This window comes from Micromonospora craniellae (assembly GCF_014764405.1).
GTDB lineage: Bacteria > Actinomycetota > Actinomycetes > Mycobacteriales > Micromonosporaceae > Micromonospora > Micromonospora craniellae.
In genome coordinates this window covers 3,847,912-3,871,386 of sequence record NZ_CP061725.1, presented here as the reverse complement: position 1 = coordinate 3,871,386, position 23,475 = coordinate 3,847,912, and the positions used below count along the sequence as shown (strand labels likewise).

The following is a 23,475-nucleotide window of genomic DNA, read 5'->3' as shown; positions in this document are numbered from 1 at the left end:
GGGTCACTCCGTACGCAGGTCCAGGGCGATGTCCAGGATCGGCGACGAGTGGGTGAGCGCGCCGACGGAGAGGAAGTCGACGCCGGTGGCGCCCACCTCGGCGGCATCGGCGAGGGTGAGCCCGCCGGTCGCCTCCAACTCGGCCCGGTCGCCCACGGCCGCCACCACCGCGCGCAGCGTCGCCGGGGGCATGTTGTCCAGCAGCAGGAAGGCCGCCCCGGCCTCCACCGCCTCCACCGCCTCGGCGAGGGTGTCCACCTCCACCTGCACCGGTACGTCCGGGAACGCCTCACGGACCCGTCGGTAGGCGGCGGCGATACCACCTGCGGCGAACTTGTGGTTGTCCTTGACCATGGCGACGTCATGCAGGCCCATCCGCTTGTTCGTGCCGCCGCCGGCACGGACCGCGTACTTCTCCAGAGCGCGCAGGCCGGGCGTGGTCTTGCGGGTGTCCAGGACCATCGCCTTGCTGCCGGCCAGGGCATCCGCCCAGGCCCGGGTGTGGGTGGCGACGCCGGACATCCGGCAGAGCAGGTTCAGCGCGGTCCGCTCGGCCGTGAGCAGCACCCGGGTGGGGCCGGTGACCGTGGCGAGCACGTCGCCCCGGGCCACCCGCTCGCCGTCGCGGGCCACCAGCGACACCTCGACGGTACGCCCCGTCCCGGTCACCTCGCCGGCCAGCTCGAACACGGCGGCGGCGACGGTCAGCCCGGCGACCACCCCGTCGGCCCGGGCCACCAGGTCGGCGGTGTCGGTCTGGGTGGCCGGGATGGTGGCGACGCTGGTGACGTCGAGCAGGTCCGGGCCGAGGTCCTCGACCAGGGCAGTCTCGACGATCCGGCGCACCTGCGCCAGGTCGAGGCCGTTCTCGTGCAGCATCCGTGCCGTGTCCGCCATCAGCTCTCCTCCCACCGGGTCGTCAACCGGCCCTGCGCGCTCACCGCGCCGACCAGATGCCCCTGCCATCGCTCGTCTGCCGTCCCATAGTCCTCCCGCCAGTGGCAGCCACGGGTCTCCTGCCGCGCGTACGCGGCGGCGACCAGCGTGGCGGCCACCGTGAGGATGTTCGTCGCCTCCCAGTCGGCGGTACGCGGGGTGCCCCGACCGGTGCCCAGGTCGACCAGTTCGGCGGCGGTCGCGGCAAGCGTCCCCGCGGAGCGGAGCACGCCGGCGCCCCGGGTCATCGCCGCTTGCAGCGTCGAGGTCGTCGCGGCCGGCACCACCCAGCCGGTGCCGCCGCGCCACGCTCCGGTGTCCGCTGGGCGAGCCTGCTCGGGCAGGCCGGACGCGATGTCGTCGGCGATCCGCCGGGAGAAGACCAGCCCCTCCAGCAGCGAGTTGCTGGCCAGCCGGTTGGCGCCGTGCACTCCGGTGCAGGCGACCTCGCCGCAGGCGTACAGGCCGGGGATGGAGGTCCGGCCGCGCAGGTCGGTGCGGACCCCGCCCGAGGCGTAGTGGGCGGCCGGGGCGACCGGGATCAGGTCGGCTCCCGGGTCGACGCCGATGGCCAGGCACGAGGCGACGATGGTGGGGAAACGTCGGGCCAGGAAGTCGCCGCCGAGGTGCCGGGCGTCGAGGTGGACGTGGTCCTCCCCGGTCGCCAGCAGGACCCGGTGGATGCCCTTGGCCACCACGTCCCGGGGCGCCAGCTCGGCGAGTTCGTGCTGGCCGAGCATGAACCGCTTGCCGTCGGCGTCCACCAGGTACGCGCCCTCGCCCCGCAGCGCCTCGGAGACCAGGGGCTGCTGGGCGTGCCCGGCACTGGGCACCCGAGCGGCCGGCGGCATGATCAGCGCGGTCGGGTGGAACTGCACGAACTCCACGTCGGTGACCGCCGCACCGACACGCAGGGCCAGCGCCACGCCGTCGCCGGTGGAGACGGCGGGGTTGGTGGTCGCCGCGAAGATCTGCCCCATCCCGCCGGTGGCAAGCACCACGGCGCGGCCCAGGATGGCGCCGACACCGTCCTCGCTGCCCTCGCCGAGCACGTGCAGGGTGATGCCGCACGCCGGGCCGAGCCCGTCCGGGCCGTCGCCGGGTGCGCGGAGCAGGTCCAGCACCAGCGCGTGCTCGACCAGCCGGATCCACGGGTCGCGGCGGACCGACTCGTGCAGGGCGCGCTGTACCTCCGCACCGGTCGCGTCGCCGCCGGCGTGCACGATCCGGTCGGCGCGGTGCCCGCCCTCGCGGGTGAGCATCAGCGAGCCGTCCGGGTTGCGGTCGAACTCGGCACCGATCCGCATCAGCTCGCGCAGTCGGGTCGGCCCTTCCTCGACAAGTACCCGCACCGCCGCCGGGTCGCAGAGGCCGACCCCGGCGATCTCGGTGTCCGAGGCGTGCATCGCCGGGGTGTCCGCCGGATCGAGGACCGCCGCGATGCCGCCCTGGGCCCAGCGGGTCGAGCCCTCGTCGATGTTGACCTTGGTGACGACCGTGACGTGCAGACCGGCCTGGCGCAGGTGCAGCGCGGCGGTCAACCCGGCCACCCCGGAGCCGACCACGATAACGTCGGTGGTCTCCACCCAGCCGGGTGCCGGAGCGGCCAGCAGGTTCGGCAACGTGGGCAGGCCGACGGTCGGTAGCTCCATGCCCTCAGTCAACCCGAATGCGTCTCGGCCCGGACGGCGGGGGGCCGGACGAGTGGTTCCGGCTACTTCGTCCGGACCGGCAGGCCGGCCGGGCCGACGCCCTTGAGCGATCCGGTCACCGTGCGATCGCCGAACCACAGGTAGCAGCGCACGCCCCGGTCCCCGGCCCGCCACCGGCCGGCCCCGGGCGGCCGGACCACCAGGTCGCTGCGGAACACCAGGTCCGTGTCGTCCGGTACGCCCGTGTAGCGCGCGATCACCGAACGGCAGCCTTCGTAGAACGGTGCCCACTGGGCGCTGGCCGTCGGATACGCCCGCTCAGGCGACTGCCACACCCCGACGAACTCGGCGTCGTGGCGCTTGGCACAGTCCACCGCGACCAGGGTCTGCACCACTCCGCCCCGGCCGGACCGCGTCTGCTGGCAGCCCAACCGCACGGGCGACGGCGTCCGGAGCGCGTCCCGCAACGAGCCGGTACGCACCACCACCGTGGCCGCCGCCTCGGCCGTGGTGACCTCCATCAGGTCGCAGCGGTACCAGCGTGAACCGGCGGCCCAGCCCGGCTCGGACGGCACCGCCACCGCCAGCCGCAGCCGGCCGGCCCGCCAGTCGTCGCCGACGAAACCGCTGGCCCGCTTGTCGCACTCGGCGAAGGCGGTACGCATCTCGGTGGTGCCCACGGCGGGCGGCGCGGCACGCTCGGCCGGCAGGGCACCGACGTACACCGTCTCCACCCGGTGCGGCTGCGCGCAGTCCACCGGCGCGTACGCGGCCAGCGAGACGGTGGGGGTGAACTCGGGCTCGTGGCAGACCTCGGCGGCCGGGGTGAACGGACCCGGCGGCGGCAGCGCACCCCAGTCGTCGACCAGGTCACCGTCGAGCCCGCCGGACCCACTGCACCCCGCCAGTACGGCCGCCACGGCGAAGGCCGCGACCAGGCTTCTCGTCGCACGCTGCATGACGCCGCCTCCCCCAGCCAGCGACCGTCTCCCGACGTCGCCCCCAGGGTAACCAGAAATGACCTTCCGGTGACAGACCGGATTCCCGCCACCTGTGTGTTAGGAGGGGACCCTTCCTATGCACGAGGCGTTAGCAGGGGACCCTTCCTTACACCGTGAGCGGGTTGGGGACGGGAGCGCCGACGGTGCCGGGGGCGGCGGTCGCCGGGTCGGCGTCCAGCTCGACGATCCGGTTCTCGGCGTCCACGTGCACCACCCGAGGGTGGTAGGCCCGCGCCTCGGCGTCGTCCATCTGCCCGTACGAGATCAGGATCACCAGGTCGCCGGGGTGCACCAGGTGGGCGGCGGCACCGTTGATACCGATCACGCCACTGCCCCGCCGCCCCGGGATCACGTACGTCTCCAGCCGGGCGCCGTTGGTGATGTCCACGATGGCCACCTGCTCGCCGGGCAGCAGGTCGGCAGCGTCGAGCAGGTCCTCGTCGACGGTCACCGACCCGACGTAGTGCAGGTCCGCCTGGGTGACGGTGGCCCGGTGGATCTTCGACTTGAGCATGGTGCGGAACATCGGGAACGCCTTTCGCGAGCGGCGGGAGGTCAGGAGGTCGGGGCGAGCCGAACCGGGGCGTTGTCGATCAGCCGGGTGTCTCCCACCCAGGCGGCGACGAGCATCCGGGCCGGGCCGTCGACCGGGCCGGGCGCCAGGTCGGGATCGGTGAGCACCAGGTAGTCCAGCCGGGCACCGGCGGCCTCGGCGCCGAAGACCGCGTGCGCTGCGGTCAGCACCGCACCGGCGTCCCCGCCGGCCTCGGCGGCGGCGGCACCGGCGCGCAGCGCCCGCGACAGGCTCAACGCCGCCGCCCGCTCCGGGACGGAGAGGTACCGGTTCCGGCTGGACAGCGCCAACCCGTCCGGCTCCCGGACGGTCGGTACGCCGACCACCTCGACCGGTACGTCCAGATCCCGGCACATCCGCCGGACCAGGGTCAACTGCTGGTAGTCCTTCTCACCGAAGAAGGTCAGATCCGGCCGGGTGAGCTGGAGCAGCTTCATCACCACGGTGAGCACGCCGTGGAAGAACCCGGGGCGGCTGAGCCCCTCCAGGTCCTCGCCGAGCGGGCCCGGGTTGACCCGGACCGCCGGCTGGCCACCGGGGTACATGTCCGTCACCGAGGGCGCGAAGACCAGGTCGGCCCCGGCCTGCCGACACACCTCAAGATCGCTTTCCAGGGTACGCGGATAACGGTCGAAATCCTCGTTCGGCCCGAACTGCAACGGGTTCACGAAGACCGTCACGATCACGTGGTCGGCGCGGTCCCGGGCGGCCCGGATCAGGGTCTCGTGCCCGGCGTGCAGAGCTCCCATGGTCATCACCACTCCCACCGTGCGGGTGAGAGCGGACCGCGCCCGGGCCAGGTCGGCTCGGCTGTGCACCAGTTCCGTCATGTCGTCCACCTCCCTCGACACCTGCCGGACCGACCCGGCGTCACGCCGCCACCCCGGTCTGGTCCCGGCCGAGCACGCCGAGCAGCGACTCGGCGTCGACCGGTCGCAGCCGGCCGGCGGCCACCGCCCGGTCGGCGGTCCGCCGGGCCAGGGCCAGGTACGGGCCGACCGACTCGGGCGCGGTGGCGGCGAGCGCGGCCAGGTGCCGCTCGACGGTGCCCGCGTCCCCCCGGGACACCGGGCCGGTCAGCGCGTCGTCACCCAGACGCAGCGCGTTCTCCAGAGCGGCCCGCAGCAGCGGGGCCAGCACCTTCTCGGGCTGACCCACCCCGGCGTCCCGCAGCCGGTCGGCCGTCTCGTTGACCAGGGTCACCAGGTGGTTCGCCCCGTGTGCCAGCGCCGCGTGGTACAGCGGCCGGTCGGCCTCCCCGATCCACTCGGGCACCCCGCCCAGATCCGTCACCAGCCGGGCGGCCAGCGGCCGAAGCTCGGCCGGGGCGGTCACGCCGTACGAGATGCCGGGCAGCCGGCCGAGGTCGTCCGGCGTACCGGTGAAGGTCATCGCCGGGTGCAGCGCCAGCGGTCGGGCACCGACCCGGGCGGCCGGCGCCAGCACGGACAGGCCGTGTGCGCCGGAGGTGTGCGCGACCACCTGGCCGGGGCGCAGCGCACCGTCGGCGACCAGCGCGGCGAGCACCCCGGCGAGCGCGTCGTCGGGTACGGCGATCAGCAGCAGGTCGGCGGCGGACCGGGCGACCTCCTCGGCGGGCCGACAGGAGGCGGCCGGCAGCAGCAACGCCAGCCGGGCCTGGGAGGCCCCGGAACGCCCGGTGGCGGCGACCACATGGTGCCCGGCGGCGGCGAGCGCGGCACCCAGGGTGGCACCGACCCGGCCGGCGCCGATGACGCCGACGGTGAGCACGGCACGGTTGGCGAGCTGGGCCGACGGCCCGGTCGGGGGCCGCCGACGGCCAGCCGGATGGTGGCGCAGCGGTGCGCTCATGTCACGATCCAGTCCTCGAGATGGGGTACCGGTCGGGGCAAGTATGCGTCGCTGACACGGATCTCAAACAAGGATGTGTGAAATCGTTCACCGGCGCCGAGGAGGTACCCCGATGTCGATGCCTTGGCGGGCCGCGATGCAGCAGGCGCTCTACGGACCCGCGGGCTTCTTCGTCTCCGGATCGGGGCCGGCGGCGCACTTCCGCACCAGCGTGCACGCCTCCCCGGTCTACGCCTCCGCGCTGCTCCGGTTGATCCACCACCTCGACGCGGCCCTCGGCTTTCCGGACCGGTTCGACGTGGTGGACGTGGGGGCGGGGCGGGGTGAGCTGCTTTGTTCCTTGTTGTCGGGGGTTGCGGTGGGGGTTTCCGGGGAGCCCACCCGCGCAGGGATCAAGCCTGACCGCCCGGAGCGGGTGGGCTCCCCGGAAACCCTGACTCCCACGGCCGCCGCCCGCACCGCAGGCTTCACCCCGGAGGTCGGGGGTGCGGCAGGGCGCGACGAGGGTGCGGCCGTCGCGGCGGTTCCGCTGGGGCAGCGGGTACGGTTCGTCGCCGTCGAACTCGCGCCACGCCCGGACGACCTGTCCGATCAGATCACCTGGACGGACGAGATCCCCGACGGCATCACCGGGCTGCTGCTGGCCACCGAGTGGCTCGACAACGTGCCGCTGGACCTGGCCACCCGCACCGAGGACGGCTGGCGCTACCTCCTCGTCGACCCGACGTCGGGCGAGGAGACGACAGGTGACCCGGTCAGCCGAGAAGACGCCGCCTGGCTCACCACCTGGTGGCCCCCACAGACCCAGCCCCACCCCACAGACCCACCCGAAGGCTCGCCGGAACTCGGCCTTGGCCTCCCACCGGACGCGGACGCCGCCCCCCTCAGCCCACGAAGCTCGACCGGGTCGGGTTTCCGGGCAGCCCGAGCGGCGCAGGGATCAAGCCTGACCGCCCGGAGCCGGTCGGGCTGCCCGGAAACCCCCACGGCCGGCACCCCCACGGCCGGCACCCCCACGGCCCGCACCCCGCCCGACCACGTACCCGACGTCGAGCGGGCCGAGATCGGGCGGAGTCGGGACGAGGCGTGGGCTGCGGCGGTGGGCCACGTCGAGCGAGGGCTGGCGGTTGCGGTGGACTACGGGCACCTGCGTACGGGCCGACCCTTCGCGGGTTCGTTGACCGGGTACCGGGGTGGGCGGCAGGTGCCACCGGTGCCGGACGGCTCGTGTGATGTGACCGCGCACGTCGCGATGGACTCGGTCGCCTCCGCCGGTGAGCGGGTCGCGCGGTGTGCGTACTCCCTGGGGACTCAGCGGGAGGGGCTGCGGGCGCTCGGTGCCGACGGCGCGCGGCCACCGTTGCGCCTGGCCTACCAGGACCCGGCCGGGTACGTGCGGGCGCTGGCCGAGGCGACGGCGGTGGCCGAGCTGACCGATCCGACCGGGCTCGGCGGACACCTGTGGCTCTGGCAGCCGGTCGACCTTGCCGTCGACCGGCTGCCAGTGCGGCCCTGACGTTCATGGCACGATGGCGGGCATGACCATGGGCGACCTGCGCGAGCTGACCGTCGGCACCGGCGCCGGGTTGGTGGCGGGCACCGGCGGGGAGCAGCTCGGCACGGACATGGTGCTCAACATCGGGCCGCAGCACCCCTCCACCCATGGTGTGCTGCGGCTCAAGCTCGCCCTCGACGGCGAACGGGTGGTGGCCGCCGAGCCGATCGTGGGCTACATGCACCGGGGCGCGGAGAAGCTGTTCGAGGTACGCGACTACCGGCAGATCATTGTGCTGGCCAACCGGCACGACTGGCTCTCCGCCTTCGCGAACGAGCTGGGCGTGGTGCTCGCCGTGGAACGGCTGATGGGCATGGAGGTGCCGGAGCGGGCCACCTGGCTGCGGATGGCCCTGGCCGAGCTGAACCGGGTGCTCAACCACCTGATGTTCCTCGGCTCGTACCCGCTGGAGATCGGCGCGATCACGCCGATGTTCTATGCCTTCCGGGAACGGGAGACGCTCCAGGCGGTTATGGAGGAGGTCTCCGGCGGGCGGATCCACTACATGTTCAACCGGGTCGGCGGCCTCAAGGAGGAGGTGCCCTCCGGCTGGACCGGCCGCGCCCGCGCCGCCATCGGCGAGGTACGTCGCCGACTGCCCGACCTGGACAACCTGATCCGGCGCAACGACATCTTCCTGGCCCGGACCGTCGGGGTGGGGGTGCTCTCCGCCGCCGACGCCGCCGCGTTCGGCGCCTCCGGGCCGGTCGCCCGGGCCTCCGGGCTGGACCTGGACCTGCGCCGCGACGAGCCGTACCTGGCCTACGACCAGCTCGACGTGCCGGTGGTCACCCGCACCACCGGCGACTGCCACGCCCGCTTCGAGGTCCTGCTCGACCAGGTGTACACCTCGCTGGACCTGGCCGAACAGTGCCTGGACCGGGTGGACCGGCTCACCGGGCCGATCAACACGCGACTGCCGAAGGTGCTCAAGGCGCCTGAGGGTCACACCTACGCCTGGACGGAGAACCCGCTCGGCATCAACGGCTACTACCTGGTGTCGCGGGGCGAGAAGACCCCGTGGCGGCTGAAGCTGCGCACCGCGTCGTACGCGAACGTGCAGGCGCTCGCCACGCTGTTGCCGGGCTGCCTGGTGCCGGACCTGATCGCCATTCTCGGCTCGATGTTCTTCGTGGTCGGCGACATCGACAAGTAGGCCGGGACCGGTCAGCGCCAGCGGTCCCGGTCGGCCTCGTAGCCCTGCCGGTCGTAGCCGGGTTCCTCGGCCTGACGCCGCCGCCCGTACGGCTCCGGTTCGGGGCGCCCCCGGACCGGTTCGGGCTGGTGACCGTGCTGGCGAGGTGGCCGCCACTCCTGCGGCACCGGGACCCCGCCGGGCGGCAGCGCCGGCTGGGCCTCCGGCTCTCGCCAGCCCTCCTGCCACGTCTCGTCGCGGGCACCGCCACGCCGTGGCTCGTCCTGCCGCACGCTGGCCCAGCGGTCCTGCATCCGGTACTCGGCGCCGGTCTGGTCGGCGTGCACCTCGGCGCGCCGCTCACCGACCCGCAGTTCCCGGCCCTGGTCGTCGTCGCGTACGGCGGCCCAGCGGTCACCGGCGCGCATCTGCGCCCAGTACTCTCCGGTGTCGTCCGGCCGGGCCGTCCGGCTCGCGGCCGGGGCCTCGGGAGCCGCCTCCCGCCACGCGGCGTCACCGTCTCGTCCCCGGTCGTCCCGGCCTGTCTCCCGGTCGTCCCGGTAGCCGGTGTACTCGTCCCGGTAGGCGGCGCGGTCGTCCCGGTGACCGGCGCGGTCATCGCGCGAGCCGGGCCAGGACCGCTCGTGGTGCGGTTCCGACCAGGAGGCGTCCTCCTCTCGCGCCCGGCCGGACCGGGGACGGTCGTCGGCCCGGGCCGCACCGGACCAGGGCCGCTCCTCCTCGCGGCCGGGCGGGGCCGACCAGGAACGGCTCTCGCCCCGGCGGGAACGCTCGTCCGCGTCCGACCACGACCGGTCGTCCCGCTCGGCGGCGTGACCACCCCGGGACCGCTCCTCCTGCCAGGACGTCCCGTAGCCGCCGTACCGGCCGCCGGACTCACCGACACCGCCGTCCACGACGGTGTGCCGGGTGGTGACGTGCACGGTCTCGGTGTGCCGGACCACCCCGTGCGGGCGGTGTGCCTGGTCACCCGAGCGGTTGTCCGCCTCCTGGCGGTTGGCCGCGCCGTAGACGCCGGCGGTGCCGGCCGGGCGGTCGGCGCCGTACCCGGTCGGCCGGTCGTCACCGCCTCGCGACGCCAGACGTTCGTCGTGGAGCCCGCCGGCCGCAGCGGCGTCGGGCTCACCGGCCGGAGCTCCGCCGTACTCCCCGGCGGCGGGCTCCGCGACCCGGGCCGCACCGTAGGTGCCGGCCGCTCCGGCGGGTCGCTCGGCGTACCGGGGCGGTGCCTCCGGAGCGGGCGCCGACACCCGGGCCCGCCCCGGGCCGGGTGCCTCATCGGCACCGGCCAGCTGAGCAGCGCCTGCGTCGAGCCGAGGCCGCAGCCCGGCCAACGCCTCCTGAACCCGCCGGGCCTCGTCGAGCGCCTGGTTGCCGCGCTGGGCGGCGGCCACGATCTCGCCCCGCAACTCGCGCCGGAGTTCTTCCAGTTCCTCGCGCAACTCCTCGCCCTGGACCGAACCGTCTCCCTCGGTCTTCAGCGCGATGGAGAGGCCGATGAGCACCACGGCCATGATGGCCAGCACGGCGGCGAACCGTAGCGGGCCGTTGCCGTCGGCCACGAGCAGGATCAGCGCCGCGACGGGGGCCAGGGCCACACCGCCCCAGAAGAGCGCGGTGAGCAGTTTCTTGTTGCGCGCGTCGGCGGGCACCGGGGCAGGCATGGGTCCCCACCCTACCGAGAGTTGCGGCGGGTGGGAACGGCTCAAGGGAAGACCTTTCGGTCGGCGATGCGCCGATTTCGCCGGACTCTCCGGGGGACCAGCGACGACGCGGCGCCCCCGGCCGGATCGGCCGAGGGCGCCAGGTGTCGACGGGTCAGCTCTGCGCGTACGCCGCGTCGGTCGAGAAGACTAGGCCGACGCTGATCGTGCCGTTACGCAGACCGGTCTTGGTCAACGGGCCGCCACCGTCGAGCGAGGAGAAGGAACCGACCGTCAGGCCGTACTTTTCCTCCAGGCCGGGCTTGCAGAACGGGCGCTCCTGGCACTCCGGCGGGCCGCCCAGCACGGTGGCCGTACCCGAGCACTTCTCGGCCAACTCGGAGAGGGTCCGTACGCCGTACTTGTCGGCGAACTCCTGGGTCACCGCGAACGCGTTCTGGGTCTGCGCGGCGGCCGGGGCACCGAAGCTGATGCCGGCCTTCTCGCCGAGACCACGCAGAGCGGTGACGGTGGCCTCCACGTCCGGCGAGGAGACCGGCTGGCCGCCGCCCGCCTTGCCGTTGAGGAACTCGGCCATGGTGGCCGCGTACTCCGGCACGACCTGGATCTCGCCCTTCTCCAGCGCCGGCTCGTACAGCTCCCGGTTGCCGATCTGCTGGACGGTGACCTGGTAGCCGGCCGCGGTCAGCTGGATCTTGTAGAGCTCGGCGATGATCTCACTTTCGGTGAAGTTTCCGGCACCCACCGTGACACGTCCGCCCGGTCCCCGCTCGACCCCGTCGGCCGTCGAATTGGCCGTGGCGAACTCCTGCGCGGCCACCTGGGCGCTCTTGCGGTCCACGTCCACCGCCTTGTTGAGCTGCACCAGCTTCGGGGTGTCGAGCACCGACGAGACCTTGTCCAGCGCCGCGACGAGCTGCGGCGTGGCCACCTCGCTGTTGATCGCCGGAATGATGTTGTCCGCGTTCTGCAGGGACTTGTCGTCGTCGAGGGCGATGAGCTGCTCACCGGCCACCGGCGCGCAGCCCTCCCCCGAGGCGCCCTGCTGCGGCGCCTCGGTGCCGGACGAACCGGCCTCGCCGCACCCGGCCAGCACACCTGCGGCGGCGATCGCGCCGACGAACGCGATGGACAGTTTTCTACCTGCGCGCATGTGCCCGCCTTCCGTGTCCCGGCGCGACCCCCTCGGGCCGGCCGCGTGTCCGACGGGCGATCCGCTTCGGCCGCCCGCAGTCCCCACCCAACATCGTGGCGGCCGGCACCGACAACTCGGAGAGAACTTCGTCACTGGAACGTCACCATCCGTCCACGGCGGCAGCCTGAGGGGCCGTTCGGACCGGGGAGACCGGGCGGCTCAGGTCCCGGTGACCGCGTCCGCCGCGCGTCGTGCGGCCCGACGCCGGACGCGACGCAGCGGGCGCGGGGTGACCATCCGCTCGACCCACGCGAAGATCAGTTCGACGCTGACCGCGAGGGCGGCCACCAGCAGGCCACCGGCGAGGATCTGACCGCCGCCGACCGCGATGCTCAGCCCGAAGCCGAATCGGATGATCTCCCCCAGGCCACCACCGTTGACGAAGGTCGCCAGGGCCGCCGTGGCGACCACCTGGACGGCGGCGGTACGGAACCCGGCGGCCAGGTAGGGCACCGCGAGCGGCAACTCGACGCGGCGCAGCACCTGCCCGCCGGTCATCCCCATCCCCCGCGCCGCCTCCCGGATCTGCGGGTCCACCTGCCGCACCCCGGTGTACGCGTTGGCCAGCAGCGGGGGCACCGCGAACACCGCCAGGGCGACCACCACGGCCGGGCGGCCGAAGCCGAGGAACGTCAACGGCAGGATGGTCAGCAGCGCCAGCGTGGGCACCGCCAGGGTGAGGTTGGAGACCAGCACCACCAACCCGCCGCCCCGGCCGGTGTGCCCCAGCCACAGTCCGAGCGGCCAGGCCACCAGGCAGCCCAGCAGCACGGCCACGGCCGACATGCTCACGTGCTCACCGAGCCGGTCCAGCGCCCCGCCCGGGTTGGTCCAGTTCAACGGGTCGTTGAGCCAGAGCACTGCCTGTTCCACGGGATTCATAACGTCCTCCCGCCGATCCGGACCCGCCGGCCGCCCGCCGCGACGGCGCTCATCCGACCCGCCCGCGCAGCCACGGGGTGAGCAACCGACCGACGCCGACGAGGAACAGGTCGAGCACCAACGCCAGCAGCACGCAGAGCAGCGTTCCGGTCATGATCTGGGCCTTGTAGAAGTTGTTCTGGAAGCCCGCGAAGATGATCTGCCCGAGCCCGCCCCGCCCGATCACCACGCCGACGGTGACCAGGGCGACAGTGGAGACCGTGGCCAGCCGCAGGCCGGTGAGGATGCCGGGCAGGGCCAGTGGCAGCTCCACCCGCAACAGCCGACCCCAGCGGCCGTAGCCCATGCCCTCGGCCGCTTCGCGCACCTCGCTCGGCACCTGGTTGAGCCCCGCGACGGCGTTACGGACGATCACCAGCAGCGCGTAGAGCACCACCACGCTGAGCACCGTCGCGACCCCGATGCCCAGGTACGGCGCGATGAACGCGAACAACGCCAGGGACGGGACGGTGTAGAGCACCCCGGTGAGTGCGAGAATCGGACCGGTCAACGGCCGGAACCAGTACGCCACGACGGCCAACGGGATGGCGATCAGCGCCGCGATCAGCACCGCCCGTAGGGTCAGCGTGGTGTGGTCACGCAGAGCGGCCAGCACCGTCTCAGAGTTGTCCCGCACGTACTGCCAGGAGAACCACGGGTTACCCGGGTCGGCCCGGTAGCTCAGGCGGAAGGACATACGTGGACGTTACCCCGGCCGCCGACGACGGTCAGCGCGCGGCGTCGATCACTCTCGACGGCATCGGCAAGCGTTATCCGGACGGCACCGAGGCGGTCCGCGACCTCAGCCTGCACATCGACGCGGGCGAGCTGGTCGTGCTGATCGGGCCGTCCGGTTGCGGCAAGTCGACCGTGTTGCGGATGGTCAACCGCCTGATCGAGCCGACCTCCGGCCGGATCGTGCTCGGCGACTCCGACGTCACCCAGGTCGACCCGGTGCAGCTACGGCGGCAGATCGGCTACGTCATCCAGAACGTCGGCCTGTTCCCGCACCAGACGGTGGCCGCCAACGTGGCCACCGTGCCCCGCCTGCTCGGCTGGCCCCGGGACCGGGCCCGGCGCCGCGTCGACGAACTGCTGGAACTGGTCGGCCTCGATCCGGCGCAGTTCGGCCGACGCTACCCGCACGAACTCTCCGGCGGTCAGCGGCAGCGGGTCGGCGTAGCCCGGGCGCTCGCGGCCGACCCGGTGGTGCTGCTGATGGACGAGCCGTTCTCCGCCGTGGACCCGATCGTGCGGACCCGGTTGCAGGAGGAGTTCCTGCGGCTCCAGGCTGCGGTCCGCAAGACCATCGTGCTGGTCACCCACGACCTGGACGAGGCAGTACGGCTCGGCGACCGCATCGCGGTGCTCTCCGAGGGCGGCCACCTGGAGCAGTACGACACCCCGGCGGCCCTGCTCGGCAGCCCCGCCACCCCGTTCGTCCGCGAGTTCGTCGGCGCCGACCGGGGCATCCGGCGGCTGGCGGTCACCCCGCTGACCCGGGAGGTGCTCGACCCGCTGCCGGCCGACGGTGCGGCGAACCTGCCCTCGGTGCCGTTGGGCGGCTCCGCGTACGACGCGTTGGCGGTGCTGCTCACCTCGGCGCAGGGCCGGGCCCTCGTCACCGAGGAGGGCCGCCCGGTGGGGTTGCTCAGCCGGGAACGCGTGCTCACGCTGGCCGAACCGACCGGTTGAGCCATCACCGGCGACGCCGTACGCCGCGCCCGGATCCGCACCGAGCCGGGCCCACCGCTGCGGCGGGCCCGGCTCGGCCGACGGGTCAGCGACGTCCCCGGTAACCACCGAGGGTGGCGATGCCGATGATCCAGCCGGTGAACAGCCCGTACTCGGCGCCGTCACCGGCGGCCTGGAAGGCGCCGAGAAGCGACGGGTTGGTCCGGATCAGCGCGGTGAGCAGGGCGGCGAAGGCCCCCGCGAAGACATACGCCGCCCAGCCGGCGAAGAACTGGCTGAGCGTGCCCCGGGCGCGGGCGAGCTGCGAGCCCGGCAGGAGATAGAGGAAGACGAAGGTCATCACGACCACGAGGATCGCCTTCAGATCAGCGGCGAAGATCTCCTGGATCGAGTCGGACGAGTCGAACCGCCAGGCCGGCCAGGCGAGAAGTCTCAGGAACCACCCGCCGGCGCTGTCCGGATCGGTGTTGTCCCGCGCCCAGTCGGCGTACCAGGGGCTGCCGAAGACCAGGACGAGAATGAGCGCGGCGAGCGTACCGGCGCCCGGTGCGGACTTGTAACGATTGGTGAGAGCCATGGCCCCGCTAGTTCCCAGCACATCGACATGGGCAAACGCGAGGCGCACTTTATGGTGGTACGCCCTGTTCGGCGGTCGGTACCGACCCGGCCGGTCAGTGTTTCATCAGGTAGTCGATGAAGGCGGCACGCAGCAGCGGTGCAGACTCCTCGTAGCCGTGACCGGTCATCTCCCGCCACAGCGCGACGGCCTCGTCGATCGTCGGCCCCACCGAGTTCGGCGCGCCGTCCAGGGCGGCGGCCTCGTCCGCGTTCGGCAGACGCCGCAGCACCGACCAGAAGAACTTCACGTCCCGGTTCTCCCGGGCGAGCGCGAACGCCTGCTCGCGCAGTTCCTCGGTGGAGAGGGCGTCCAACTCCTCGAACGACCGGCCGCCGGAGATCGATGATGTGTCGGTCATGGACCGAGCCTAACCGCCGAGATCACATTCGGCGCGTCGACGGCACGCGGAACAACGGGCCGTCACCGGTCCTCGGCGTCCCAGGGACGCGGGCCGGTCTCCCACCGACGCGGCCCCCACGGGTCGGTGGTGTTCAAGGGGTGCTGCGCCGGTGGCATGGGCGGCCAGTCACCGACCGGCTCCGGCCGTGGCAACGTCCATCCGCCGCCGTTGGTGACGTCCGGCGGCGGGGGCGGCGGCGCGGCTGTGAACATCGGGGCCGGCCGCCCGTACGCCTCGACCAGCCGGGTGACCACCAGACCGGCGGCCAGCACCACCCCGCCGACCGCCCACCGGCTGACCGTCCAGCCACGGGTCTGCGCGTACGCGAGGAACAGGCCGATCGCGCCGGCGGTCAGCAACGTGCCGAACACCCCGCCACGCAGCCCGAAGGCGCTGGTGCCGGCGAGGACGGCCACGCCCAAGGCCAGCACCGTCCAGTCCAGCCCGGTGGCCGGGGTCACCGCGCCCTCGGCGGAGGCGACGAGCGCACCGGCGAGCATCGCCAGGACGGTGGAGACGACGTACCCCAGGGTGGTGACGACCGCGGCGGCCGTCCCCCGCCGTCGAGCCGGATCGGCGACCGGACGGAACCGGCCGACCAGCCGGCGGATCGGCCCCAGCGCCCCGAACAACGCGCCGAACACCGCGATCGCGGCGAAGCCGACGAAGAGTTGGCCGGCGACACCGAGCGGGTCGAAGTCCCCCTGCACCAGCACCGGTGCGGAGCGCTGCTCAATGTAGACGATCACACCGGCCGCGCCCGCCAGGCTGGCCGCCCAGCCGGGCACGTGCAGCACCACGACGAGCAGCCCCAGCAGCAGTCCGCCGAGGGCGGCCACGCCACCGGCCAGCCCGACGGCCTCGACCAGCCCCCGGTCCGACTGCTCGGCGAAGTGCAGCCCGGCCGCGACCGCCACCGGTCCGATCGCCAGGTTCACCGCAGCGGTCCGCAGACTCAGCCCGGCGGCCAGCGCCAGCAGGCCGAGGGCGACCACCTCGACGATGAGGACGCGCAGCCCGCTGCCCCGCAGTACCGCCGGGTCCTCCCGCCAGACCAGGTAGACCAGCGCGGCGAAGCCGAACAGCAGGAGCGTCTCCCAGACGATGTGCACGCCGAAGCGATCCGGGCCGGTCTCGCACTGCGGGTCGTCGGGACCAGGCTCGGTCACCGCGACGGGAACGGCGGAGGTCGGTTCCGGGAGTCCGCTCCGGCCCGGGTCGTCGTACGCCATGATCGTTGCCTCCCAGCGGCCGCCGGGAACCCATCGACGCTCCGGCGGGGACCGTCACCTTCTGGTCGCAGGCACCGTACCCGCGTGGCGGAGCCGGACGTAACCCCGCGCTCAGCGTCGAGGAGGTCGGCTCTCCCCGTCGTCGGGTTCCTGCTCGTCCTCCGGCTGCTCCGGAACCCGGCAGGAGCGTTCCAGCCAGAGTGCCGCCGCCACCAGGGCCACCGACGCCACCAGACCGGCGATCGCCGCCGGCCGGTCCGCGTCCGCCGCCCGGGTGGTCTGCACCAGCAGCCAGCCGACCAGCCCGGCGTACGCCCCGGCGAAGATGGCCCCGACCAGTGCTGACGCCTTGGCCAGGACGACGAACCGGGCGACCATCAACGGGTTGACCGGGTCGCGGCCGGGCCGACGCTCGATGCGACCACGGGTGTTGACCGCCGCGTACGCCTCCAGCACGGCGAGCCCGGCGAGGGTCACCACCGGCAGCCAGGGCAGTGGCGGCAATCCGCTGTAGTAGAAGCTGCTGATCAGCAGCCAGGTGGCCGCGGCGGCGGCCAGGGCGGCGACCGCCAGGGTCGAGATGCGGGTGGGGCCCATCCGTGACTCGTCGGGAGGTACGGATCGCGTCATGCCCGCCCTCCGTGCAGCCGCGTGCCGACCTCGGCCACCGTGGCACCGCGCCTGACGACCCGCCCGCCGCGCTCGCCCGTGTCGACTACGCTGCGCTCGCTCATGGCGTCGACTCTAACGTCAGATCCGGTCGTGGGCTCAGTTCCGCGACCTCGGCGGCGAGTGGCCCGGAGGTGAGCAGATCGGTCAGCCAGCCGTGTCCGGGCAACCGGCCGTAGGGCGCGATGTCGATCCACGGCCGCAGCACGAAGGCCCGCAGATGCGCCCGGGGATGCGGCAGGGTCAGCTCGGGATCCTCGCTGAGCACCGGCTCACCGTCGTCCCCCCAGACCGCGATCACGTCGACGTCGAGCGTGCGGGGACCGAAACGCCGCTCCGGGTCGCGGACCCGCCCGGCGGCCTGCTCGGCAGCCCGGGTCCGCGCCAACCAGTCGTACGGCCCCGCGGCCACGTCGCCGACCAGCACCACCGCGTTCAGGTAAGCCGGCTGGGCGGTGTCGCCCCAGGGCGGCGTCTCGTACACGCCCGAGACCATCAGCACGCTCTCGCCGAACGTGGCCACGGCAGAACGCAGGTGGTCCAGGCGGTCACCCAGGTTGCTGCCCAGGGAGAGCACCGCCCGCGTCATCGGGTACGCGCCCGACGCATCGTCACGGCCACGTCGCCGAAAGTGTGCGGCACCGGCGCCTCGGGCTTGTGTACGGTCACCGTCGCGGCGGACACCCGTGGATCGGCCAGGCAGACCTCGATCAACCGGTCGGCCAGTGTCTCGATCAGGTTGACCGGCTCGCCGGTGATCACCGCGACCAGGTGTTCGGCCAGCTCGCCGTAGTGCACCGTGTCGGCCACGTCGTCGGAGCGCGCGGCGGGGCCGAGGTCCAACTCCAGGACGGCGTCGACGACGAACTCCTGCCCCCGGGCGCGTTCGAAGTCGTACACCCCGTGCCGGCCGTGGGCCCGCAGGCCGGTCAGCTCGATCCGGTCGCTCATCGTCGTGCCTCCCGGTCGGCTCCGGGCGCACCCGCACCCACCGGCGGTGTGGAGTCCGGCGTGGCGCCGAGCCGGGGAGCGCCGCTGGCCTGCCAGACCGCAAGCGCGTCGACGGTGGCGCGCACGTCGTGCACGCGTACCCCCCAGGCGCCGGCGGCGACCGCGAGCAGGCTGGTCGCGACGGTGGCCGCCGCCCGCCCGCCGGTGGGTCGCGGGGTGCCGTCCGGCCCGGCCAGCAGCAGGCCCAGGTAGGACTTGCGACTCGCGGCGAACAACAGCGGGTAGCCGAGGTCGAGCAGTTCCGGCAGCCGGGCGCTGAGCTGCCAGTTGTGCGCCGCCGTCTTGGCGAAGCCGAGGCCCGGGTCGATGATCAGTCGGTTTTCGGACACCCCGGCGACGAGCGCCGCCTCCACCCGCTCGCGCAGTTCGGCGCGGACGTCGGCGACCACGTCGCGGTAGCTGGCCAGCTCGCTCATCCGCCGGGAGTGGCCGCGCCAGTGCATGAGCACCCAGGGGCAGTCGGCGTCCCGGACGACGCGGGCCATGTCCGGGTCGGCCAGGCCCCCGGAGACGTCGTTGACCACCACCGCCCCGGCGGCGAGGGCCGCCTCGGCGACCCGGGCCCGGGTGGTATCGATGCTGACCGGTACGCCGGCCGCGGCCAGCTCCCGGATCACCGGCAGCACCCGGGCCGCTTCGGTGTCGGCGTCCACCCGGTCGGCACCGGGCCGGGTCGACTCTCCACCGACATCCACCAACGCCGCTCCCTCGGCGCGCAGCCGGACGCCGTGTGCGACGGCTGCGGCGACGTCGGCGTAGCGTCCGCCGTCGGAGAACGAGTCGGGCGTGACGTTCAGGACGCCCATCACCACCGGGGCCGGGGCCCGTACCAGATCGGTCACGACTAGACGGTACCGGTCCGTCCCACCACCCTGAGCAGGCCCGCGATCCGGACGCTGACATGGCAATTAGAACGCGTGTACGATCGGTCGTCCGGGCAGCTTCGGGCAGCCTCTTCGCGGCTTGTCGCAAAGGGGGGCGGCCCGTACGCTGTGGAATTGCCCAGCATCGAGATGGCGAGGCGTGGAGGGGAGGGCCGAAGCGGGGTAATTCGCCCAAAAATTGCCACTATGCGTGGCGAGTGACGCACACAGGGTCTCGGGCGCTGTACCGACCGAGCACCGTCCCGCAAGGCTTGCCTACTGCACCACCGCGGCACCGCCGGCCGCGACTTGGGGAGGTTCCAGTGATCGCCATCGAGCTGATGGAAGCGGCGTCGAGCAGCGCCGCCCACCTGCTCTCCACTGTGGCGTCGTCGATCCCGCTCGCCGCGGACGAGCCCAGCGGGATCAACACCGAAGGCGTCGTCACCTTCTTCGCCAGCAAGATCGCGCCGATCCTGCTCGCCGTCCTGGGTGTCATCTTCATCGGCCGCGCCAGCCGGGGCGAGATCTCCAAGGTGCTGACAAGCTCCGCCATCGCGATCGTCGGGTTGGCCTTCATCGCCGGCGCCGCCACCCTCTTCTTCATCGGCGATTTCCTGATCAACCTGATCTTCGAATAGGCGCGGGCACGACATGCGGCTGCGCACCGACGACGACATCTACCGGGCCCGCCTGGTCTATCTCGGGCCGCCCGGCTACACCCTTCCGGTCCACCTGCCGTACGCCCAGTACGGGCTGTTCATGCTGCTCGTTCCCCTCTACATGTTCATCCACTGGTTGTTCACGTTGCAGGTCGAACTCTTCCCCGCCTGGGAGATCGCCCTCGCCATCGTGACCACCTCGTTCGTCTTCCGGTACGTCGACCCGGACCGGCCGGCGCGCATGGTGATCCGCACCGCGCTGACCGACTGGCGACGCACCCGGGAGCCGGCCGCCGAGCAGCGCGACCCGCGCATGGTCGGCAGCAGGATCAGAATCCGGGAGGAACTCGCATGACCGGCTGCACGCCGTACCGGCCGTCCCTCCGGTTGCCGGGCGACCCCGGCACCGCCGAGGCGACACGCGGCTTCCCGACGGCCACCACGGACGCGGGTAGGGCGGTCGCATGAGCCCCTCCTCCACGCCGGGATCCCCGGCCGGGCGCCCGGCCGCACCACACGGTAACCGTGCGCGATCCTTTGACTACCCGCAGGCCGGTGAGCTCGACGACGGCGGCCTGGATCCGGCGCTCGCCACCACTCCCGGTCACGGCGGCGTCGGCGTCTTCCAGGCCCCCCGTCCGCCGCAACGCCTGTCGGTGTCGGCCGAACCCGCGTCGCCGCCACCGGCACCCCGGGACGGGGCCGACATCGACTCGCCCTTCCTGGACCTGTTCGGCGGCACCTACGCCCGACCGGGTTCCGCCCAGCGGGGCAACGCCCTCCCCGCGCGGAGCGTGCCGCAGCAGGCACCGCCCCCACCACCGGTCGTCCCCCCGGCACCGGTGACCCAGCGGTCGTCAGCACCGCACCTGCCCGCACAGGCCACCGGCCCGGCCTCCGTCGTCGCCCGACCCGCCGCCGAGCCCCCCGTGGTCACCGCACCCGCCGTACCGCCGACTCCGCCCCGCACGCCCGCGCCGACGACCGACAGGCTCCCGAACGCCCGCCCGCCCGTCGACGACCAGCCGACCCGGGCCGAGCGTTCCGCCCGCCCCGGCGTCGACGAACGACCGACCCGCGACGACCGTCCGGCGCGCGAGCCACGCCCGGCCCACGAGGAACGGCCGCCGGCCGACGAGGCCCGCCCGGCGGAGACCGCGCCGCCGCCGCGCCGGACGCCGGCGCCGGCCGCGCGCACGACCGCCGCGCCCCGGCAGCGCTCGGTGGACCGGCGTGACCGTCCGGTAAAGCCGACACGCGTCCGCCCGCCGAAGATCAAGTTCGGCGACCGGGACCCGGCTGTCGAACTGGCCATCACCGAGATCGCCGGTCACCTGACCTTCACCCCCAACACCGTCACCGCCTGGTACTGCCTGCCGGAGGTGCGCTGGGCGTTCCGGCCGGACGCCGAGCGGGAGGCGCTGCTCTCGGCCATCTCCGAGCAGTACGCCGGCCTGGCCGGATTCCGGTTGCACCTGCGGCGCACCACCCGGCCCTTCCCGGCCGACGAGTGGGCCCGCACCATCGACGCCAACACCGCCGCTCCGCTGCCGGACGTCCCCGACACCACCAGTTGGGCCGACCACCTGGTCGCGGCGCAACGACACCTGCTCTCGGTCAACCACGCCGAAGGGCAGACCTACCTCGGCGTCACCTTCGCCCGCCGCTCGCTCGGCGACTCGCTCACCGAACGGCTGCTGCGCACCTTCGGGCGAGGCGTGGCCGAAGGTGAACGACGCAAGCTCGGACGCACCGTCGAACAGTTCGACGAGGTCCTGGGCGCGTTCGGCATGCGCGGCCGCCGAGTCACCGCGCAGGAACTGGAATGGCTGCTCTACCGCTCGGTGGCGCTCTGCATGGCGCCGCCCGGGGCTCTCTCGCCCATCACCGACGGGCGCTGGGAACGCGGAGACCTGCTGGCCCTCACCGAACAGGTCGAGCGCTACCGCACCCCGTACGGCTCGACGGTCAAGCTGGTCAACCGGATGACCGGCGAGGAACGGCACGTGGCGGTGCTCGCCGTCGGCCGGATGGAGCCGCTGGAGATCCCCGAGCGGCACGAGCCATGGCTGCACTTCCATGAGCGGCTGCCGTGGCCGATGGAACTCTCCACCCGGGTCGACATCCTCGGCTCCGGTGACTCCTTCCGGAACCTGGAGCACCGCCTCCGGATGATCCGGTCGCAGCAGCTCGACTACGCCGAGCACGGCATCGACGCGCCGCCCGAGCTGGAACGCCTGGCCAAGCGCGCCCTGGTGATCGGCGACGAGATGACCACCGGCCTGCCGGTCGAGTCCGCCCGGGCGCACGGCTGGCACCGCATCGCGGTGGGTGGGCGTACCCGGGAGGAGTGCCTGGAGCGGGCCCGGCGGCTGATCCAGCTCTACTCGCGCGAACTGCGCGTCTCCCTCCAGCACCCGAAGAACCAGGACTGGCTGGCCCGCGAGTTCATCCCCGGAGAGCCGGTCGCCAACACCGGGTACGTCCGGCGGATGCCGGTCCCCCTGCTGGCGGCGGCGCTGCCCCAGGCCGCGTCGACGGTCGGCGACCGCCGGGGCGACCTGATCGGGCGTACCGCGGGCACCTGCCGCCGGCCGGTCTTCCTCGACCTGCACTTCCCGATGGAGGTCCGCGAACGCTCCGGCCTCGCGGTCTTCGTGGCCGAGCCGGGCGGTGGCAAATCGACCCTGCTCGGCGCGCTGGGCTACCTGGCCGCTCGGCGCGGCGTCCAGGTGACCCTGCTCGACCCGTCCGGCCCGCTGGCCAGGCTCTGCGCGATGCCGGAGCTGCGGCCGTACTCGCGGGTGCTCAACCTGACCGGCTCCGAGCACGGCACCCTCGCACCGTACTCGCTGATCCCGACGCCGTCGCGCAGCGAGTTCAGCAGCGGCGCTTCCGGTGACCGCGAGTTCGAGATCGCGGTCTCCAACGCCCGGGCCGAGCGGCGGATGCTGGTGCAGGACATCTGCATGATGCTGGTGCCGCCGCAGGTGGCCCGCGAGGCGTCCACCGCCACCCTGTTCCGGCACGCCGTACGCCAGGTGCCCGCCGAGGAGACCTCCACGCTGGACGACGTGGTCACCTGCCTCGGGCAGCTCGACGACGATGCCGGCCGGGAACTGGCCAACCTGCTGCTGGACACCGCCGAGATGCCGCTGGCCATGCTCTTCTTCGGCCGGCCACCGGAGGGGCTGCTCGGCCCGGACGCGGCACTCACCGTGATCACCATGGCCGGCCTACGGCTGCCCGACCTCAAGATCGAACGCGAGTACTGGTCGGCCGAAGAGGCGTTGGCGCTGCCGATGCTGCACACCGCACACCGACTGGCGGTTCGCCGCTGCTACGGCGGCTCGATGTCGTCCCGCAAGCTGGTGGGCCTCGACGAGGCGCACTTCATGGAGGGGTGGCGATCCGGCCGCTCGTTCCTGGTCCGGCTCGCCCGCGACTCCCGCAAGTGGAACCTCGCCGCGCTGGTCGCCTCACAGAACCCGCGGGACATCCTCGGCCTCGACGTGCAGAACCTCGTCTCCACCGTCTTCGTCGGCCGGATCGCCGAGGACGCCGAGATCGCCTCCGAGGCACTGCGGCTGCTGCGCGTACCGGTGGACGACGGGTACGAGGCCACCCTCGCCTCGCTCTCCACCGCCGACGCGACCTCCGCCCACCGGCTCGGCTTCCGGGAGTTCATCATGCGCGACGTCGACGGCCGGGTGCAGAAGGTCCGAGTCGACGTCTCCTACGTGGACGGACTGCTGAGCCACCTCGACACCACCCCCGCCGCCATCGCCGCCGCCGCAGGGGTGCTGCCGACCGTCCTGCCTGACATGGAGGCGTGAC

At 73.2% G+C, this 23,475-nt stretch carries 23 protein-coding genes; 6 read left to right on the top strand and 17 right to left on the bottom strand.

Features of this window, described 5'->3' with window-relative positions; all coding sequences use genetic code 11:
* Nucleotides 1-3 precede the first annotated feature (3 nt).
* From nadC to ID554_RS17360, 6 genes are all read right to left on the bottom strand, one after another.
* Entirely contained in the window at nucleotides 4-897 is an 894-nt protein-coding gene (gene nadC / locus ID554_RS17385; RefSeq protein ID WP_117227384.1) for a carboxylating nicotinate-nucleotide diphosphorylase, read from the bottom strand.
* Entirely contained in the window at nucleotides 897-2,588 is a 1,692-nt protein-coding gene (locus tag ID554_RS17380; RefSeq protein WP_117227383.1) for an L-aspartate oxidase, read from the bottom strand. Before ID554_RS17380 ends, nadC begins: the two co-directional genes overlap by 1 nt.
* 62 nt (nucleotides 2,589-2,650) lie before the next feature.
* Nucleotides 2,651-3,547 carry a septum formation family protein gene (locus tag ID554_RS17375; protein ID WP_117227382.1) on the bottom strand — a complete coding sequence of 299 codons (897 nt, stop codon included), beginning with the start codon at nucleotides 3,545-3,547 and terminating at the stop codon, nucleotides 2,651-2,653.
* A gap of 148 nt (nucleotides 3,548-3,695) precedes the next feature.
* Entirely contained in the window at nucleotides 3,696-4,115 is a 420-nt protein-coding gene (gene panD, locus ID554_RS17370; RefSeq protein ID WP_117227381.1) for an aspartate 1-decarboxylase, read from the bottom strand.
* Between the two features lie 29 nt (nucleotides 4,116-4,144).
* On the bottom strand, nucleotides 4,145-4,993 hold the full coding sequence (gene panC / locus ID554_RS17365; protein WP_117227424.1) for a pantoate--beta-alanine ligase: 849 nt from the start codon (nucleotides 4,991-4,993) through the stop codon (nucleotides 4,145-4,147).
* A gap of 40 nt (nucleotides 4,994-5,033) precedes the next feature.
* Nucleotides 5,034-5,996: a Rossmann-like and DUF2520 domain-containing protein gene (locus tag ID554_RS17360; RefSeq protein WP_117227380.1), complete on the bottom strand. Its 963-nt coding sequence runs from the start codon at nucleotides 5,994-5,996 to the stop codon at nucleotides 5,034-5,036.
* A gap of 112 nt (nucleotides 5,997-6,108) precedes the next feature.
* Between ID554_RS17360 and ID554_RS17355 the strand changes: the two genes are divergently transcribed.
* Both ID554_RS17355 and ID554_RS17350 read left to right on the top strand, forming a co-directional pair.
* The gene (locus tag ID554_RS17355; RefSeq protein WP_223884128.1) at nucleotides 6,109-7,512 is read left to right on the top strand and encodes an SAM-dependent methyltransferase; all 1,404 of its coding nucleotides are present in this window, start codon (nucleotides 6,109-6,111) and stop codon (nucleotides 7,510-7,512) included.
* A 13-nt stretch (nucleotides 7,513-7,525) separates the two neighbouring features.
* Nucleotides 7,526-8,707, top strand: a complete 1,182-nt coding sequence (locus ID554_RS17350; protein WP_117227379.1) for an NADH-quinone oxidoreductase subunit D — start codon at nucleotides 7,526-7,528, stop codon at nucleotides 8,705-8,707.
* A gap of 11 nt (nucleotides 8,708-8,718) precedes the next feature.
* On the opposite strand, the gene ID554_RS17345 is transcribed toward ID554_RS17350, so the two are convergent.
* From ID554_RS17345 to ID554_RS17330, 4 genes are all read right to left on the bottom strand, one after another.
* A complete protein-coding gene (locus ID554_RS17345; protein WP_117227378.1) occupies nucleotides 8,719-10,371 on the bottom strand; it encodes a hypothetical protein in 1,653 nt (550 codons plus the stop codon).
* Nucleotides 10,372-10,525: 154 nt separating this feature from the next.
* Nucleotides 10,526-11,524 (bottom strand): glycine betaine ABC transporter substrate-binding protein, encoded by a 999-nt coding sequence (locus ID554_RS17340; protein WP_117227377.1) that lies wholly within the window; start codon nucleotides 11,522-11,524, stop codon nucleotides 10,526-10,528.
* 201 nt (nucleotides 11,525-11,725) lie between these two features.
* Nucleotides 11,726-12,448: an ABC transporter permease gene (locus ID554_RS17335; protein WP_117227376.1), complete on the bottom strand. Its 723-nt coding sequence runs from the start codon at nucleotides 12,446-12,448 to the stop codon at nucleotides 11,726-11,728.
* A 49-nt stretch (nucleotides 12,449-12,497) separates the two neighbouring features.
* The gene (locus tag ID554_RS17330) at nucleotides 12,498-13,184 is read right to left on the bottom strand and encodes an ABC transporter permease (RefSeq protein ID WP_117227375.1); all 687 of its coding nucleotides are present in this window, start codon (nucleotides 13,182-13,184) and stop codon (nucleotides 12,498-12,500) included.
* A gap of 2 nt (nucleotides 13,185-13,186) precedes the next feature.
* Between ID554_RS17330 and ID554_RS17325 the strand changes: the two genes are divergently transcribed.
* A complete protein-coding gene (locus tag ID554_RS17325) occupies nucleotides 13,187-14,182 on the top strand; it encodes an ABC transporter ATP-binding protein (protein WP_117227374.1) in 996 nt (331 codons plus the stop codon).
* An 85-nt stretch (nucleotides 14,183-14,267) separates the two neighbouring features.
* Here the strand turns inward: ID554_RS17325 and ID554_RS17320 are convergent, their stop codons facing one another.
* The 7 genes from ID554_RS17320 to folP form a co-directional block, all read right to left on the bottom strand.
* Nucleotides 14,268-14,759 carry a hypothetical protein gene (locus ID554_RS17320; RefSeq protein ID WP_117227373.1) on the bottom strand — a complete coding sequence of 164 codons (492 nt, stop codon included), beginning with the start codon at nucleotides 14,757-14,759 and terminating at the stop codon, nucleotides 14,268-14,270.
* A 94-nt stretch (nucleotides 14,760-14,853) separates the two neighbouring features.
* Entirely contained in the window at nucleotides 14,854-15,159 is a 306-nt protein-coding gene (locus tag ID554_RS17315) for a hypothetical protein (protein WP_117227372.1), read from the bottom strand.
* A gap of 62 nt (nucleotides 15,160-15,221) precedes the next feature.
* Nucleotides 15,222-16,433 (bottom strand): ABC transporter permease, encoded by a 1,212-nt coding sequence (locus tag ID554_RS17310; protein WP_117227371.1) that lies wholly within the window; start codon nucleotides 16,431-16,433, stop codon nucleotides 15,222-15,224.
* Between the two features lie 111 nt (nucleotides 16,434-16,544).
* Nucleotides 16,545-17,030 (bottom strand): DUF3180 domain-containing protein, encoded by a 486-nt coding sequence (locus tag ID554_RS17305; protein ID WP_396888552.1) that lies wholly within the window; start codon nucleotides 17,028-17,030, stop codon nucleotides 16,545-16,547.
* A gap of 133 nt (nucleotides 17,031-17,163) precedes the next feature.
* Nucleotides 17,164-17,691 carry a 2-amino-4-hydroxy-6-hydroxymethyldihydropteridine diphosphokinase gene (gene folK, locus ID554_RS17300; protein ID WP_117227369.1) on the bottom strand — a complete coding sequence of 176 codons (528 nt, stop codon included), beginning with the start codon at nucleotides 17,689-17,691 and terminating at the stop codon, nucleotides 17,164-17,166.
* Nucleotides 17,688-18,053, bottom strand: coding sequence for a dihydroneopterin aldolase (gene folB, locus ID554_RS17295; RefSeq protein WP_117227368.1), 366 nt, complete (start codon nucleotides 18,051-18,053; stop codon nucleotides 17,688-17,690). The genes folK and folB overlap by 4 nt, the downstream gene beginning before the upstream one ends.
* Nucleotides 18,050-18,955, bottom strand: a complete 906-nt coding sequence (gene folP, locus ID554_RS17290) for a dihydropteroate synthase (RefSeq protein ID WP_117227367.1) — start codon at nucleotides 18,953-18,955, stop codon at nucleotides 18,050-18,052. Before folP ends, folB begins: the two co-directional genes overlap by 4 nt.
* Before the next feature lie 344 nt (nucleotides 18,956-19,299).
* On the opposite strand from folP, the gene ID554_RS17285 reads away from it, so the two are divergent.
* The 3 genes from ID554_RS17285 (at nucleotide 19,300) to ID554_RS17275 (ending at nucleotide 23,474) form a co-directional block, all read left to right on the top strand.
* Nucleotides 19,300-19,617 (top strand): hypothetical protein, encoded by a 318-nt coding sequence (locus ID554_RS17285; RefSeq protein WP_117227366.1) that lies wholly within the window; start codon nucleotides 19,300-19,302, stop codon nucleotides 19,615-19,617.
* A 13-nt stretch (nucleotides 19,618-19,630) separates the two neighbouring features.
* Nucleotides 19,631-19,993 carry a hypothetical protein gene (locus ID554_RS17280; protein WP_117227365.1) on the top strand — a complete coding sequence of 121 codons (363 nt, stop codon included), beginning with the start codon at nucleotides 19,631-19,633 and terminating at the stop codon, nucleotides 19,991-19,993.
* 109 nt (nucleotides 19,994-20,102) lie between these two features.
* Complete coding sequence (locus ID554_RS17275) at nucleotides 20,103-23,474, top strand: ATP-binding protein (protein WP_117227364.1); 3,372 nt, start codon at nucleotides 20,103-20,105, stop codon at nucleotides 23,472-23,474.
* The last annotated feature ends 1 nt before the right edge of the window (nucleotide 23,475 follow it).